Origin of the sequence: Agreia pratensis (assembly GCF_900177685.1) — a bacterium.
Classification (GTDB): Bacteria; Actinomycetota; Actinomycetes; order Actinomycetales; family Microbacteriaceae; genus Agreia; species Agreia pratensis.
The window spans coordinates 98,224-112,826 of record NZ_FXAY01000004.1 but is presented as its reverse complement, the minus strand read 5'-3'; the positions used below and the strand labels follow the sequence as shown (position 1 = coordinate 112,826).

General features: G+C 65.8%; 15 protein-coding genes. 2 read left to right on the top strand and 13 right to left on the bottom strand.

Annotated elements, in window-relative coordinates; all coding sequences use genetic code 11:
- Window position 1 precedes the first annotated feature (1 nt).
- Window positions 2-892, bottom strand: a complete 891-nt coding sequence (locus tag B9Y86_RS12650) for an ABC transporter substrate-binding protein (RefSeq protein ID WP_085486591.1) — start codon at window positions 890-892, stop codon at window positions 2-4.
- A 74-nt stretch (window positions 893-966) separates the two neighbouring features.
- Window positions 967-2,616, bottom strand: coding sequence for an amidohydrolase (locus B9Y86_RS12645; RefSeq protein ID WP_085486589.1), 1,650 nt, complete (start codon window positions 2,614-2,616; stop codon window positions 967-969).
- Window positions 2,617-2,736: 120 nt separating this feature from the next.
- On the opposite strand from B9Y86_RS12645, the gene B9Y86_RS12640 reads away from it, so the two are divergent.
- Window positions 2,737-3,105: a hypothetical protein gene (locus tag B9Y86_RS12640; protein WP_085486587.1), complete on the top strand. Its 369-nt coding sequence runs from the start codon at window positions 2,737-2,739 to the stop codon at window positions 3,103-3,105.
- 10 nt (window positions 3,106-3,115) lie between these two features.
- Here the strand turns inward: B9Y86_RS12640 and B9Y86_RS12635 are convergent, their stop codons facing one another.
- The 3 genes from B9Y86_RS12635 to glmU are packed head-to-tail and all read right to left on the bottom strand — an operon-like array spanning window position 3,116 to window position 5,831.
- Window positions 3,116-3,370, bottom strand: coding sequence for a mycoredoxin (locus B9Y86_RS12635; RefSeq protein WP_085486585.1), 255 nt, complete (start codon window positions 3,368-3,370; stop codon window positions 3,116-3,118).
- Window positions 3,371-3,397: 27 nt separating this feature from the next.
- Window positions 3,398-4,375, bottom strand: a complete 978-nt coding sequence (locus B9Y86_RS12630) for a ribose-phosphate diphosphokinase (RefSeq protein ID WP_085486583.1) — start codon at window positions 4,373-4,375, stop codon at window positions 3,398-3,400.
- A 1-nt stretch (window position 4,376) separates the two neighbouring features.
- The gene (glmU, locus tag B9Y86_RS12625) at window positions 4,377-5,831 is read right to left on the bottom strand and encodes a bifunctional UDP-N-acetylglucosamine diphosphorylase/glucosamine-1-phosphate N-acetyltransferase GlmU (protein ID WP_085486581.1); all 1,455 of its coding nucleotides are present in this window, start codon (window positions 5,829-5,831) and stop codon (window positions 4,377-4,379) included.
- A gap of 114 nt (window positions 5,832-5,945) precedes the next feature.
- On the opposite strand from glmU, the gene B9Y86_RS12620 reads away from it, so the two are divergent.
- Window positions 5,946-6,746 carry a LysM peptidoglycan-binding domain-containing protein gene (locus B9Y86_RS12620; protein ID WP_139824885.1) on the top strand — a complete coding sequence of 267 codons (801 nt, stop codon included), beginning with the start codon at window positions 5,946-5,948 and terminating at the stop codon, window positions 6,744-6,746.
- Window positions 6,747-6,867: 121 nt separating this feature from the next.
- On the opposite strand, the gene B9Y86_RS12615 is transcribed toward B9Y86_RS12620, so the two are convergent.
- The 8 genes from B9Y86_RS12615 to B9Y86_RS12575 all read right to left on the bottom strand — a co-directional run bounded on the left by B9Y86_RS12615 (window position 6,868) and on the right by B9Y86_RS12575 (window position 14,591).
- Window positions 6,868-8,169 carry an HNH endonuclease signature motif containing protein gene (locus tag B9Y86_RS12615; RefSeq protein WP_085486577.1) on the bottom strand — a complete coding sequence of 434 codons (1,302 nt, stop codon included), beginning with the start codon at window positions 8,167-8,169 and terminating at the stop codon, window positions 6,868-6,870.
- A 346-nt stretch (window positions 8,170-8,515) separates the two neighbouring features.
- On the bottom strand, window positions 8,516-9,040 hold the full coding sequence (locus B9Y86_RS17575; RefSeq protein WP_176223353.1) for a hypothetical protein: 525 nt from the start codon (window positions 9,038-9,040) through the stop codon (window positions 8,516-8,518).
- Window positions 9,041-9,081: 41 nt separating this feature from the next.
- On the bottom strand, window positions 9,082-9,885 hold the full coding sequence (locus tag B9Y86_RS12600; protein ID WP_085486570.1) for a siderophore-interacting protein: 804 nt from the start codon (window positions 9,883-9,885) through the stop codon (window positions 9,082-9,084).
- Between the two features lie 92 nt (window positions 9,886-9,977).
- Entirely contained in the window at window positions 9,978-10,835 is an 858-nt protein-coding gene (locus B9Y86_RS12595; RefSeq protein WP_085486568.1) for a phosphogluconate dehydrogenase C-terminal domain-containing protein, read from the bottom strand.
- Window positions 10,825-11,625, bottom strand: a complete 801-nt coding sequence (locus B9Y86_RS12590; RefSeq protein ID WP_085486566.1) for a sugar phosphate isomerase/epimerase family protein — start codon at window positions 11,623-11,625, stop codon at window positions 10,825-10,827. Before B9Y86_RS12590 ends, B9Y86_RS12595 begins: the two co-directional genes overlap by 11 nt.
- Window positions 11,622-12,368, bottom strand: a complete 747-nt coding sequence (locus tag B9Y86_RS12585) for a triose-phosphate isomerase family protein (RefSeq protein ID WP_085486564.1) — start codon at window positions 12,366-12,368, stop codon at window positions 11,622-11,624. Before B9Y86_RS12585 ends, B9Y86_RS12590 begins: the two co-directional genes overlap by 4 nt.
- Window positions 12,368-12,838 carry a ribose-5-phosphate isomerase gene (locus tag B9Y86_RS12580; RefSeq protein WP_085486562.1) on the bottom strand — a complete coding sequence of 157 codons (471 nt, stop codon included), beginning with the start codon at window positions 12,836-12,838 and terminating at the stop codon, window positions 12,368-12,370. The genes B9Y86_RS12585 and B9Y86_RS12580 overlap by 1 nt, the downstream gene beginning before the upstream one ends.
- A gap of 22 nt (window positions 12,839-12,860) precedes the next feature.
- Entirely contained in the window at window positions 12,861-14,591 is a 1,731-nt protein-coding gene (locus B9Y86_RS12575) for a dihydroxyacetone kinase family protein (RefSeq protein ID WP_085486560.1), read from the bottom strand.
- Window positions 14,592-14,603 lie beyond the last annotated feature (12 nt).

Genomic DNA, 14,603 nt, shown 5'->3' with positions numbered 1-14,603 from the left:
GTTACTCCGTGGCGCCGTTGATATCGATCTTGTCGATCGCGCCCTGCTCGACGCCCCACTTGGTGAGGATGTCCGTGTACGTTCCGTCATCCATCAACGACTGCAGTGCGGCCTGAAGAGCCTCGCCAAGCCCCGAGTCCTTGGCGATCGGCATGCCGTAGAGGAACACCGAGTAGACCTCGCCCGAGGTCACGAGCTTGCCGTCGGACTGTGCGACCGCGTACTGCGTCACAGGAGAGTCTGCGGACATCGCGTCGGCTCGTCCGAGGCTGACGGCTGCGGTCGCGTCATCCTGCGTGTCGTAGCCGAGCAGGTCGATCGGATCCTTGCCCGCCGCAACACACGCCGCCGACTTGGCGGGACCATCGTCGAGCGCCTCCGTCGTGCCGTTCTGCACGGCGAGCTTGATGCCGCAGGCGTTCTCGGGGTCGATCTTCTTGTCGGCCAGCGAAGCCCACTGGATTCCCGCGGTGTAGTAGTCGATCATGTCGACCTGCTGCTGGCGTTCTTTCGTATCGAAGAACGACGACAGCCCGAGGTTGTACTTTCCACCTGTGATTGACGGAATGATGTTGTCGAACTTGGCGATCTGATAGTCGGTCGTCAGTCCGAGCTTGGCCGCCATCGCGTCGGCGAGTTCGATCTCCCAGCCCGTCGGATTGCCATCGGCATCCTTGAACTCGTTCGGGGCGTAGGTCGCGTCGGTGCCGATCACGAGCTTGCCGGCCGACGCGATGTCTTTGGGAAGGAGTTTCGCCGCGGCATCGTCCTTCGCGACGGCCGGGGCTGTGCCGCTCGACGCGGGCGCGGTGGGTTCGTTGTTGACGCACCCCGTGAGCAGGAGGGCCGCGCTGGCCAGCAGAGCGACGGGGACGAGTCTGATCGATTTCATTGGAGCCTCATTCGGTGTGGTGATGTCAATGATGGTGATGCGGGGTCAAGAAGCGTAAGAGCGAATTCGTGTCATCAGAAGACCTGACGGCCCCGCACCCAGGTCTCGCGGGTGCGGGTCTCTGAGATGAGTTCGGTCGGCGAGACGAAGGGGTCGCGATCGACGACGACCAGGTCGGCATCGAATCCTTCCGCAATGCGGCCGGCCGAGTCGTGGCCGTTGATGCGGGCGGAACCTGAGGTGTACGACGCGAGTGCCTGCTCGAGGGTGAGCGACTGGGCAGGGTAGAAAGCCTTCGAGGTATAGTCGGCATCTCCCGGCGGAAGCGTGCGGTTGACCGCGACATGTATCGCCGCCCAGGGGTCGGGCGTCGTCACAGGCCAGTCGCTGCCGGAGGCGAGGCGTGACCCCGCGTTCGCCAGATCGGCGAAGGGATATTGCCACGCCGACCGCTCTTCTCCCAGCACCGGCAGGTTCAACTCGACCATCTGCGGCTCGAAACTCGCCCACAGCGTCTGCAGATTCGCGGTCACGTCGAGCTCGGCGAAACGGGAGATGTCGTGTGGATGCACCACCTGCACGTGGGCGATGTGATGCCTGTTCGCACTCGGCCCATTGCGCCTCTGCGCCTCGGCAAAAGCATCCAAAGCCTCGCGCACCGCGCGATCGCCGATCGCGTGAAAGTGAATCTGGAAGGCGAGCGCGTCGAGAGAAGCAACGTAGTCGCCGAGCACAGCGGGGTCGACGAAGGACAACCCCGACCCGAGTCCGCCTGCGCCGCATCGACACCCGGTGGGCACGACATAGGGATCGATCATCGCCGCCGTCTGGTTCTCGGGAATGCCGTCCTGCATGATCTTGATGCTCGACGCGGCGAAGCGTTCGTGCGCGAGCTGCTCGCGTCGCGCAACGAGTTCGGGAATCTGCTCCGAGCCTCGGTTGCGGTCCCACCACAGGGCGGCCACGACACGGGCTGTGAGATCGCCGTTCTTCGCCGCACGCAGATAGACGTCTCCCGTGTCACTGTGGTTTCCGTAGTCGCCGACGATGGCGTCTTGCCAGCCGGTGACTCCGACCGAATGCAGATAGCCCTGTGCCGCGAGGAGCGCCGAATAATTGTCGTCGTCGGTGTCATCGGGGACGAGCCGCGAGACCAGCAGCCGGGCGCCCTCCTGCAGCACTCCACTCGGTGAACCGTCGGCGTTCCTCTCGATACGGCCGTCCACCGGGTCTGGGGTGTTCCTGTCGATCCCTGCGAGCTCGAGAGCCCGAGTCGACACCCAGGCGCCGTGGTGGTCACGGTTCGCGAGGAATACAGGCCGTGCGCCGACGACGGCATCGAGATCGGATGCCTGCGGCACGCCCCCGGGGAACGCCGCGAGCTGCCATCCCCCGCCCAGAATCCAAGGCAGGTCGGGATTGGCCTCGGCGTATGCACGGATGATGGAGAGGTATTCGTCTCGCGTCGACGCCGGGGACAGGTCACAGCGCATGCGCTCGAGACCACCCTCGATGGGGTGGATATGGGCGTCGGTGAAGCCGGGTAGAAGGAGGCCGCCCTCGAGGTCGACCCTGCGGGTGCCGACGCCGACCACACCGTCTACATCCGAACCCACTGCGATGATGCTCGTGCCCGAGATCGCTACCCGCGTCGATGTGGGGAGCAGTCGACTGCCATCGAAGACAGAGCCGTTCTCGAAGACGATGTCTGCATGAATTGTCACTTCTGGTGTCCTCCGATATCCAGAGCATAACTCACCGATGGCGACGGAATCAGTGCGGTAATGAAGTGTTTACAACCCGGATCCGCAGCTCAATGCACCGGATGAGAGACTAGAGCGCAGATGTCCTCATACTCAGACGAACCAGAGCTCTCGGGCTACGTTCCACACGGCGAGCGTTCCCTTCGAAGTGTGCGCATGCGCCGCGCGATGCGCATCGTCGTGGTCGTCGGACTCATCTGTCTCGTGCTGCCAGGAATCCTCACCACGGCGAGCTTCAGCCACGCCACGGCAGAGCGCGCCTGCGCGATCATCGCCCCCTACCAAGATCCGTCGACGCAAGGCTCGTCAGCGCACTTCGAACTCTTCGGAGACGGAGGTCTCGGATGGCAGTGCTACACCGTGGGTGCCTACGGCGGCGACCGCAATGTCGCACCGCTCGGACTCTTCCCCTCGATTCCCACCAGACCTGAGCCCGGCGAGCCTAGCTAGCCCAGACTCGCTAGCCCAGGCGCGTGACGACCTCGCGGGCTGAGGGATTGGTGGCGCTCGTGCCGTCGGGGAAGATCACGGTCGGAACAGTCTGGTTTCCGCCGTTCAGCGACGCGACCAGCTCGGCGGTTCCGTCGACCTCTTCGATGTTGACCTCGGTGTAGCCGATGCCCTGCTTGTCGAGCTGAGTCTTGAGCCGTGAGCAGTAGCCGCACCAGGTGGTGGAGAACATGGTGATGGTGCCGGCGGCGGGAATGTAGTCCATGCCTACGAGCCTACGCTCGAAAAGTGATCAGGCATCCCCGTCGAACATGCTCGTCACGGAGCCGTCTTCGAAGACCTCGTGGATGGCCCGCGCGATGAGCGGTGCGATCGGCAGGATCGTGAGCTTGTCGAATCGCTTCTCGACCGGCAGCGGCAACGTGTCGGTGACCACCACCGAATCGATGAAGTCGGACTGAAGAATCTCGGAGGCCGGGTCGGAGAACACAGCGTGGGTGGCCGCGACGACGACGCTCAGGGCACCCGCCTTCTTCAGCGCTTCGGATGCCGCGACGATCGTCCGACCGGTATCGATCAGGTCGTCGACCAGCAGGCAGACCCGACCGCTGACATCTCCCACGATCTCGTGCACCGAAACCTGGTTGGGAACGAGGGGGTCGCGACGCTTGTGGATGATGGCGAGCGGCACACCGAGCTTGTCGCTCCAGATGTCGGCCACACGCACGCGGCCCATGTCAGGAGACACGACGGTGAGCATCGACGGGTCGAGAGCGGTGCGCATGTGCGCGAGAAGCACCGGCATCGCGAACAGGTGGTCTACGGGGCCGTCGAAGAAGCCCTGGATCTGTGCGGCGTGCAGGTCGACCGACATGATCCGGTCTGCGCCGGCGGCCTTGAAGAGGTCTGCGACCAGGCGGGCCGAGATCGGTTCGCGTCCACGGCCCTTCTTGTCTTGGCGTGCATACGGATAAAACGGCGCGACCACGGTGATGCGTTTGGCCGACGCACGCTTCAGGGCGTCGACCATGATGAGCTGCTCCATGAGCCACTCGTTGATCGGTGCGCTGTGAGACTGGATGACGAAGACGTCGGCGCCCCGGACGCTGTCGTCGTAACGCACGTAGAGCTCGCCGTTGGCGAACGTGCGGGCATCGGTGGGGAGCAGATCGGTACCGAGCGCCGCCGCGACATCGATGGCCAGCTGCGGGTGTGCGCGACCGGATGCGACCAGAAGGCGCTTCTCCCCGGTGGAGGTGATGTCCGACAAATTAGTCTCCACTCTGTTCAGGCGCGCGTTGTTCAGATGCATGGTCTTCAGCGGCGGTCGCCGCGGCGGTTCCCGGTCGGTTGGTTGCGACCCAGCCTTCGAGGTTTCGCTGCGGAGCGACGTTGATAGCCAGGGCTCCGGCGGGCACGTCCTTGCGGACGACCGTTCCGGCGCCCGTATAAGCTCCGTCGCCAATTCTAACGGGGGCGACGAACACGTTGTGCGATCCGGTGCGCACGTGCGAACCCACGATCGTCTTGTTCTTGTTGACGCCGTCGTAGTTGGCCGTGATGGTGCCGGCTCCGACGTTGGATGCGACCCCGACCGTGGTGTCGCCGATGTACGAGAGGTGCGGCACCTTGCTGCCCGCTCCGATCGTGGAGTTCTTCGTCTCGACGAACGTGCCGATCTTGCCTCCGGCCTCGAGGATCGTGTTGGGGCGCAGATACGCGAAGGGGCCGACGCTGGCACCGGAACCGATGACCGACAGGGTCGCATCCGTTCTTTTGACTTCGGCGCCCTCGCCGATCTCGCAGTCGACGAGCGTCGTGTCGGGACCGATCGTGGCGCCGGTCGCGATAACCGTCGCGCCGCGGATCTGCGTTCCGGGGAGAATCTCGACATCATTGGCGATAGTTGCCTTGAGATCGATCCAGGTTGTAGCGGGGTCGTGCACGGTGACGCCCGCGAGCTGCCATCCGCGCACGATCAACGCGTTGAGCTTGGCGGCCGCGACGCTGAGCTGAGCTCGGTCGTTGATGCCCTCGACGAGCCAGGGCTCGGAGACGGGAACGGCAGCGACCTCGGAACCCGCCTCGCGCAGCAGGCCGACCACATCGGTCAGGTACTTCTCTCCCTGCGAGTTCTGCGTGTTGAGCGAGGCGAGCGTGTCACGCAGTTCAGAGAGGCCGAACAGGTAGACGCCCGCGTTGATCTCGGCGATCGCGAGTTCGGATTCGGACGCGTCGCGGTGCTCGACGATACGCTCGAGCCGGCCGTCGGCATCGCGCACGATACGCCCGTAGCCCGTGGCGTCGTCGAGGAACGCCGAGAGGAGCGTGGCGGACGATGCGCCGGCGCGGTGCGATTCGATGAGCGCGGTGAGCGTGGCCGCATCGAGCAGGGGCACGTCGCCGTTGACGACGAGAACCTCGCCGGTGAAGTCGGCCGGAAGTGCCGCGACGGCCTGTTCGACCGCGCGCCCCGTTCCCGGGATCTCGTCTTGATCGACGATCATGCCTCCGGGTAGCTGCTCGTCGATGACCTCGGCGAGCTGGTCGCGTTCGTGACGCACGACGGCGACCGTGTACGCGGCATCCATCTCACGCGCCGTCGCGAGCACGTGGCTCACGATGGGGATACCCGCGAGGGTGTGCAGCAGTTTGGGAGTGGTGGACTTCATGCGCGTGCCCTGGCCTGCCGCCAGGATCACGATGGCCAGGTGGGAATCGGTCAATGCTCTGCTCCGGTTTCTGGCTGCGGCACGGCGTCCGTCGTCGGCCGCGGTGCGGTTTGCGTCGCCTCAACGATACCGGCAGCGGGGAACTGCTGCGCACGGCATACTTGCGCTATGACGCGAGGATTGGGGCCTCTGGCCATGGCGCTCGGCATTCTGCTTCTGGCCGGATGCTCGGCAGACGCGGGCGCGCCCACGCCGGGCCCGTCGGCGAGTGGCTCCCAGAACGGCTCCGCTGCGGACGACGCACGCCCCGTGCTCGCACCCGGGACGACTGCGGCATCCGGCAGCTTCGTCGGCTCGGGAGATGTGATGGGCTCGGTTGTCGTCCGGGTGAACGACGCGGGCATCTTCGAACTCGTGGTCGACGACCTCGTCGTGTCAGACTCCGCCGCCGTGCAATTCACGCTCACCGCCGATGCGCTGTCGCCTGAGGAACGTTGTCTCGACTCCGACTGGCGCTTCGGGCTCGGGCAGGCGGATGCGGGCCACGACCCCGCGGCCCAACTGGTCTTTCCGATCGGCGGCAGCGACGGCATTGGGCAGGGCGACCTCTCTTTCATTCGAGAAGTAGTCGTAACCCGCGCAGCGTCGGGCGGCGCAGTAGACAAGTCCTGCCCCATTCCGATCGTCTCGCACGCGACACTGACGTGGGACACTCCTGACCTGCGCCCTGGCCTCTCCGTCGCGGACTCGGGCGCGACGACGGGAGCCATGGGCACCGTGAGCCTCGACAGCGATAACAAGCCGATCGCCTACACGGTCGCGCAGGGTGACACTCTCGCTGCAGTGGCCGAGCGCTTCGGCATCGCCCTCGACGATCTGTTCTACCTCAACCCGAGGCGCTCTCCCAACCCGGAAGACGCGCAAGCCTTCACGGGCGAGATGCTCAACCTCTCTCGCGAGAATCGGTGACGCGTCGCGTCGCTGTGTTGTCGCAAGATCGCGTGATTGCGCGCGAGACCACTCCCGCAATATCGCTCCGCTGCAGCACTAATCGGCCCGCTTCACCTTGTCTCAGCGACAGCCATGAGAGCTAGAAGGGGCAGTCGGCGAGATCGTTCTCCGTCTCTGTCGTCGCCACAGTTGCAGTCGCGTTGATAAGCGCTTGTGGTGCGGGTTGCATCCTGCCTTCCGGCCGGATGGTGTATTGGTAGCCGGCGGGTGACGTGGCCGTCAGGGTGTCGTCTCCGTTTTGGGTGATCTGCCACCTCGTGTGGTGTTTCACCTTGTGGTGGCGCTGGCTGAGGGGTGCGAGGTTCTCGGGAATCGTGTTGCCGCCGTAGGCGTGGTCTTCGGTGTGGTCGATGTCGGCCTGTTCCGATGGGACGGTGCAGCCCGGGAACACGCATGTCGGGTGCACCAACCGGGCGTGGTCGATCATCTGTGCGGTGGGCCGGTAGTCGCGGGGCTCGGTGGTCAGGATGCGGCCCGTGATCGGGTCGGTGAGAATTCGCCTCCACGACGTCGCCTCCGCGGTCAACTGTGCGGCGGTGGCCGGGTCGATCGGCCCATACCCGCGAAGGATCGCCGCTTCCTGCCCAACCCCGAGCAGTGTCATCGCGGGGACCATCACATGAACCCGTCCCCGGATCCCGCGGTTCGCACCAGGAATCGACGTTTCGCCGTTGAGCAGCAGATCGGTGAGGACATCGAGCTTCAGATGACCCATACTCCGCGGATCACCCGAAGCCCGAAGCCCTGCGGCCAGGCGGGTGGCACGGTCGGTGATGGCGTGGATCTCGGGTGCCGGCGCGAACAGGGTCAGGTACGCCATGCCATCCGCTGCCGGATCAACATAGATACGCCGGGTCGCCGCTGCTTTCTCTGCTCGTTCGACTGCCGTGGAGGGTTGAGATAGTTCGACCTGTGCTCGTGCTGTGCGGTCGAGTTGCTTCGGATTCACCTCCCCGGCCAGCGCGGCGAGCCGGGTGTCGTAGGCGACCAGCGCCTGACCGTCGAGACCGTCGGCGTGTTTGGCGATGACCTCGGCATGCTCCCATGACACGACCCCGGCGGCGACGGCTGCCAGGGTGGCTGGAAGCGAGGTGACCAGGGCAGTACTCGTGTCGACGAGGGTCGCCGTCTTGTATTCGGTGCGGCGGGTGAGCCTGGCGAGTTCGGTGACGAGCTCGACCCGTTCGACCCGGGCTCTCGACCACACGGGACCACCGGTGGACCTGTCGGACGGTGCTTGCCGGTGCAGGTGGTTTCTCGCGTCGGTGACGCGTTCGGCCCTGGCCGCAGACAGCACTGCTATCTGCTGATCGAGGGCGGCGACCTCCTCGAGTGCGACCACATACGGGTCGGGCTCAAGGGAAGGGATGGGGACTGTCATACGAGAAGTCAAACAGCAGCCACCGACACCGACCCAAATCACGCATTCTATTGCTCATCAGGTGATTCGCCTGTGGATAGATGGTGAAACAAGGGTCCTGTGGAGGAGTAGACAGCAGCGGTTGGCGGGTGGTCTCGATACGGCCGCGGGCGGCCTACTCGACCAGCGCGATGAGGCGGGCGGCCTACTCGACCAACGCGATGAGGGCGGGCGGCCTACTCGACCAGCGCGATGAGGGCGGGCGGCCTACTCGACCAACGCGATGAGGGCGGGCGGCCTACTCGACCAACCCGATGAGGCGGTCGACTCGACGGCGGATCAGCGAGACGCCATCGCACCGCTCGCGTCAGCAGCCGCCGACCTGCTCCGAGTCGAGAGGCCAGCGAATATCGAGCACGTCACCGGGCTGCACCTCGAGGTAATCCGAACAACGGAAGTTCACCCTGACCACGTCGTCGACCTGAAGATTGAACCGCGACGCGATGGCAAGCACCTGGTCTTGGTTGGCCACCGTGTAGCTGAACTCGTAGTCGCTGAGAGCAATGACGGAGCCTGTGGCGAACGGTTGCGATCCCGAATCGCTGACCAGCGGCGTCGTCGCGGTGTTTCCTCCGTCGGTCTGCCCACCCATGGCGTTCGGCGGCACAGGCGGCGCAGGCGGCGACGGCACGGGCGCCGGCTCAGGCTCGGCGGCAGGAGTCGGCGTGGGTGTGGGAGTCGGCGTGGGTGTCGGCGTCACCGTGACGGCGGGAGCGCTCTGCGTGACCGTGACGGTCGGCGCGGGAGCCGGTGCGGCAACACAGGCTGTGAGGCCCAGCACCACCGTCAGCGCAAGAAGGGCGAATCGCGGTCGGCGCGAGGCGTGGGTCATGAGTTCATTCTGCACGCCCGTGTGCCGATCGTCACGCACTGTCAATCAGAGACGGGCTCGATCACCCCCACAGGCTCGCGCTTCTCTGCCTGGAACCTGTCTTCTGTGCGGCCGAAAGCCCAGTAGCCCGACAGCGAGAGTTGCGCGCGCGTGACTCCGCGTTGCTTGAACACGTCACGCAGCTGCTTCATGGCGCCGCGCTCCCCGTGGGCGAAGACGTGAACGCGTCCTTCGTCCCAGGGATGCTGCGACACGGCTTCGGCGAGGAGCGTCGCCTCCCCCGCGCGGCGCTGGCCGCGCAGCAGCCAGCGAACGTCGACGCCCGCGGGCGCGTGCAGGTCGAGAACATCGGCGTCGGAGTAGGTCTCGATGAAGGCGACTCCCCGCGCGGTCGCAGGAAGAGTATCCAACGCCGACGCGATAGCGGGAAGGGCCGACTCGTCGCCGACGAGCAGATGCCAGTCGGCCGACGCGTCTGGCGCGTAGCCTCCGCCCGGGCCGGAGATGATCGCCGTGTCGCCCGACTTGGCGGCAGCCGCCCATGGGCCGGCGAGACCCTCGTCGCCGTGCACGACGAAATCGATCGAGATCGATTTCTCGGCGGCATTCACCTCGCGCACCGTATAAGTGCGGGTCACGTCGTGCCCGTCGGAGTCGGTGAACAAGATCTTGACGTACTTGTCGGTCTTGTCATTGCTCTCGAACTCGTCGAAACCCGGGCCGCCGAGAACGACGCGAACGAGGTGCGGCGTCAGCTCCTCGGAGCGCAAAACGGTGAGCGCGATCTGCGCACGAGGCCTGCGGGCGCCGGGGGTGGGCGAGGGAGCGGGAGCGGATACAGACACGAAACGACCTAACTTCGACAGCAAGTTAGGCAAGCCTAACAAAGAGAAACGGGCGACGACCCCGAAAGGAGTCGTCGCCCGTTCACTGCTGGCTAGCGCTCGATCTTGTCGAGGTGCAGCATCTTGGCGAGGTTCTTGTCGAGTTCCTCGTCGGAGAAGACCTTCTTCCAGTCCTCCTTGATGATGGCGCCGCGGCCGTAGTCCATCGCGATGAGGCAGGCGTCGCTGAAGGGGTTGTCACCCTTGAGCGTGTTCGCCAGGGCGACCTGCGTGTGGCCGAGAAGGATCGCGCGCGCGGCAGGCTCGGGAACACCCATCGTGTTGACGGCCTCGTCGAGCGACTCCTTGAGCAGCGCGCCGATCATGCACGCGATGGTCTCGACCAGTGTGGGCTCCAGCTGGGCGAGCTGCTTGACCGTCGTCCAGTGCACGTCGCCGACCGGGGCGAAGATTGCACGCACGACCTGCTCGACCTGGGCCTTCTTCGTCTCGTCGTCACTCTCGATCGCGGCGATCGCATCCTGCAGTGCAGCGATTCCGCCGAAAGTGTCGGCGTACTCCTCTGGCGTGTGACGCTCGACGAAGATCGACGGGTGGCACGGGTGGGTGACGGCTTCGATGACGTCGTCGCGACGCGTCAGCAGTCCGGCGTACGCAGCGGCCGGGTCGAGTGTCAGAACGACCGCTCCGCTCTTCATCTGCGGAACGACATCGGCCGAGACCGCCTTGAGGGCGAGATCGGGCACGGCGAGCACGACGACATCGGCATCCTTCACAGCCGCGGGAGTGTCGGTGAGAACCCGGCCGGTCGCGGTGACGCGCTCTTGGCCCGCGGGCGAGACTTCGCTGTAGTAGACGGTGTAGTCGGTCTTGACGAGGTTGTTGGACACACGCATGCCCATCTTGCCGCCGGCGCCGATGACGGCGATGGTGAGGTTGTCAGTAGACATTCTTGCTCCTTAGATATGCGAGGTTGTGGTCGTTCCAGTCGTTCTCGAGCCGAACCGTCTCGTCGATGGTGTCGGCCAGGGGAAGCCAGTGTTCGATCACCTGGTTGATGCCGCGCTCGTTCGGACGAACGGTCTCGAGCAGGTAGTCGTAGTCGAGGAGGCCCGTGCCCAGGGGCGCGCCCTCGAGGGTGAACCCCACCCAGCCGCCGCGGCGGGTGAAGGCGAAGTCCTTGACGTGGATGTTCTTGACGTAGGGCGCCGTGCGGTCGATCACGTCGCGCGGGTTCTCGAGCGACGCCACGCTGTTGGCCGGGTCGAGGCATATTCCGAGTCGGGAATGACCGATGCTTTCGACCAGAGACACGAGTTCGGTCGACGAGACCTGCTCGTAGGTCTCGAGGGCAAGGTCGACGCCCGCGTCCCCGTATGCGACAAGGGCCTGGCGCAGCTGCGCATCGGCCTCGGTCAGTGTGGGCCGCGAGGTCGGTGAGTACAGCATGCTGCGCACGACGGATGCTCCGAGCACGGCCGCAAGATCGAGATACTTCTCGAGATGCTCGGCTTGGACACCTTTCGTGCCGAGTTCGAGCGTGATGCCGTTCTCACGTGCGAGGTCGGCGAGCCGCGCGAGGTCGTCGTCGCCCAGGTCTTCGATCGGCGCGTAGTCGCAGAACTGAAAGAGTTCGACGTTCAGCTCGGCCGTGCGGCGAATCATGTCGAATGCGTCGAGGCGCTGAGCCGCCAGCTCCGAATGCTGCCAGAAGAAGGCGTACGAACCGAGGCCGATCATCGCCGGGCCGCCGCTTCGTCGAGAACGCGCCCCAACGCATCCGTGTCGTGGGCGAACCTGCCGAGGAAGATGCCGTCGACGTCGTCACCGAGCTCCACGAGCAGGCCTGGGCCAGCGCTGCCGCCGTAGATGACGGCGCTGTCGGGGCGGTCGGCCACGGCGGTGCGCAGGCGGGCGCAGACGGCACGGACGTATGCCGGTTCGGCCGGCTCGGCAGCGCCTATCGCCCAGACCGGCTCGTAGGCGACGATCACGCGGCCCGCGGGAGCACCGTCGAGCGCCGAGTCGAGCTGGCGCAGGCACTCCGCGGCGGCGTCCTCGGGAGAGGTACGCGTCTTCTCGCCGACGCACAGCACCGGAGCGAGGCCATTGCGCAGCGCTGCCGACGTCTTTGCCGCCACCACCTCGTCTGTCTCGCCGAAGAGCGCGCGGCGCTCTGCATGGCCCACTTCGACCATCCGTGCGCCGACCTCGAACAGCTCGACCCCGCTGACCTCGCCGGTGAAAGCGCCCGCATCGGCCGCCGCCAGGTCTTGTGCGCCGACGACCACGGGTGTGTCGTCGAGTACGTCGACGCTGGCGGCGAGCGACACGAATCCGGGAATGACGAAGACCTCGACAGAGCCGTTCTGCACGGCGGGGTGTCGGCGCGCGAGATCACCGACCTTCGCGATCCAGTCGAGCGTCTGCGCGTGCCCGAAGTACATCTTCAGGCTGACGCCGACGAGGGTGGGGGTGGTCATCAGCAGGAGCCCGTTGCCTCGTACTCCGAGAGAACCGCGACCTTCTCGGCGCTGGCGCTCGATTCATCGAAGCGGTACGTCAGCCACTCGCGCACGAGGCGGCGGGCGAGCTCGATTCCGATGACGCGCTGGCCCATGGTGAGCACCTGGGCGTTGTTGCTCAGAATCAGTCGCTCGACCGAGAAACTGTCGTGGGCGACGGATGCGCGGATTCCCGCCACCTTGCCGGCCGCCATAGCGACGCCGATCCCCGTTCCGCAGAAGAGGAGTGCGCGGTCTGCCTCGCCGGCAGCGACCAGCTCACCCGCAGCGACGCCGATCTTGGGGTAGGCGGTGTGTCCGGCCGAATCGACACCGATGTCGGTGACGCTCTCGACGAGATCGCTCGCCTCGAGATCCTTCTTCAGGATCTCCTTGTAATCGAATCCTGCGTCATCGCACCCGATGACGATGCGGAGCTTGTCAGTCATTTCTCTCCTTCAGTGAGTTCAGCTAGACGGTCTTGCCGACGAGTGTGGCGGCGATGGCTTGCACGATGAGGCCGAACGAGTAGGCGCCTGCGTCTACCGTGCCGAGACTCTTCTCCGCGTGTGGGCGAGCTCGGCCCATGCGCGGTAGCAGATCGGCCGTCGCCGCCGCAGCCTGCGTCGCTGCGTCGGCCGCCCTCTTCCAAGCATCCGCCAGGGCGGCTCCCCCGTCGACCTCTCGGGCGAGAGTGTCGCGGAAGGGCACGAGTGCGTCGACCATCGTCTTGTCACCGACCTCGGCCTTGCCGAACGACATGATGCCGTCGACGGCTCCCGTGATTCCCGCCGATACCGCGGCTGCGGAAGGCGCATCCTCGTCTCCGAGCGCCTCGCCCACCGCCGACAGCGCGACACCCCAGAGAGCGCCCGATGTGCCGCCGGCCTTGTTCGCCCACGCGCTCGCAGACATCTCGAGAAGAGTCTTCGCGCCCGCGCCCAGCGCAAGCGCCTCTGACGCAGCGACGCGCGCCGCTCGCGCACCCCGCTGCATCCCGATGCCGTGATCACCGTCGCCGGCGACCGCGTCGATGCGGCCGAGTTCGTCGGCGTTGTCATCCACGACCGTCGCGATCGCATCGATCGCTCGAAGAACGACAGCAGCGGCGTGCTGCGACGCCTCATCGGCCTCGGGAATCACGACCGCCTCGGCCTCCTGCACCTCGCTCGGGTCGAGCTGCTGCACCGCGCCCACGGATCCCTTGCGGTAGGCCGGAGTGTCGGCCGGGGCCCGCCAGAAGCGTTCGAGTTCGTCGTCGAGCCAGAAGAGCGTGAGCGAGACTCCGGCCATGTCGAAGCTCGTGACCAGTTCGCCGACCTCGGGGTCGACGACCTCGAGGCCCGCGTTCTGAAGCAGGGCGGCGACGTGGCGATAGACCACGAACAGCTCCTCGTACTTCACCGATCCCAAGCCGTTGAGGATCACGCCGACGCGATGCCCTTCGGGCGAGTGGATGCCGTCTGGCAGCTCGGCGAGGAGCGAGTCGACGAGAAGGCTCGCGAGTTCGTCGGCCGTCGGCACATCGGTCTCGTCGATTCCCGGTTCGCCATGGATTCCCATGCCGACGGCCATACGACCCTCGGGAACAGAGAAGAGGGGCTCGTCGGCGCCGGGCAGTGTGCACCCGGAGAAGGCGACTCCGACAGAGCGCGTGCGTTCGTTCGCGAGCTCAGCGACTCGCACGACCTCGTCGAGCGTGTAGCCCTCTTCCGCGGCGGCAGCCGCCGCCTTGAAGACGGTGAAGTCGCCGGCGATGCCGCGTCTCTTGTGCTTCTCTGCAACAGGAGCAGACGAGATGTCGTCGGTGACGACAACAGTGCGCGTCGGGATGCCCGCCGCGTTCAGTTTCTGCTCGGCCTGGGTGAAGTGCAGCACATCACCGGCATAGTTGCCATAGCTGAGCAGCACGCCTCCCCCGCGATTCGCGGCGGTCGCCACCGACTCGACCTGCTGAGCCGACGGCGACGCGAACAGATTGCCCATGGCCGCGCCGTGAGCGAGGCCCTGCCCGACGATGCCGCCGAAAGCCGGGTAGTGACCAGACCCGCCGCCGATGACGAGTGCGACGGTGCCGTCAGGGGTGCGAGTGCTGCGCACCACACCGCCGGCGACACGACGAACCTGCTGGGCATTGGCGGAAACGAAACCGTCGATCATCTCGTCGGCGAATTCTGTCGGATCGTTGAAGAGGCGGGTCATCTGAGAACTCCT

What these genes read in the sequence shown, in the direction of transcription:
- B9Y86_RS12620 (WP_139824885.1), top strand. Translation starts at nt 5,946, where the DNA reads ATGACGCGAGGATTGGGGCCTCTGGCCATGGCGCTCGGCATTCTGCTT.
- B9Y86_RS12585 (WP_085486564.1), bottom strand. Translation starts at nt 12,368, where the DNA reads ATGACCACCCCCACCCTCGTCGGCGTCAGCCTGAAGATGTACTTCGGG.
- B9Y86_RS17575 (WP_176223353.1), bottom strand. Translation starts at nt 9,040, where the DNA reads ATGACCCACGCCTCGCGCCGACCGCGATTCGCCCTTCTTGCGCTGACG.
- B9Y86_RS12575 (WP_085486560.1), bottom strand. Translation starts at nt 14,591, where the DNA reads ATGACCCGCCTCTTCAACGATCCGACAGAATTCGCCGACGAGATGATC.
- B9Y86_RS12640 (WP_085486587.1), top strand. Translation starts at nt 2,737, where the DNA reads ATGTCCTCATACTCAGACGAACCAGAGCTCTCGGGCTACGTTCCACAC.
- B9Y86_RS12635 (WP_085486585.1), bottom strand. Translation starts at nt 3,370, where the DNA reads ATGGACTACATTCCCGCCGCCGGCACCATCACCATGTTCTCCACCACC.
- B9Y86_RS12650 (WP_085486591.1), bottom strand. Translation starts at nt 892, where the DNA reads ATGAAATCGATCAGACTCGTCCCCGTCGCTCTGCTGGCCAGCGCGGCC.
- B9Y86_RS12615 (WP_085486577.1), bottom strand. Translation starts at nt 8,169, where the DNA reads ATGACAGTCCCCATCCCTTCCCTTGAGCCCGACCCGTATGTGGTCGCA.
- B9Y86_RS12595 (WP_085486568.1), bottom strand. Translation starts at nt 10,835, where the DNA reads ATGTCTACTGACAACCTCACCATCGCCGTCATCGGCGCCGGCGGCAAG.
- B9Y86_RS12580 (WP_085486562.1), bottom strand. Translation starts at nt 12,838, where the DNA reads ATGACTGACAAGCTCCGCATCGTCATCGGGTGCGATGACGCAGGATTC.
- B9Y86_RS12590 (WP_085486566.1), bottom strand. Translation starts at nt 11,625, where the DNA reads ATGATCGGCCTCGGTTCGTACGCCTTCTTCTGGCAGCATTCGGAGCTG.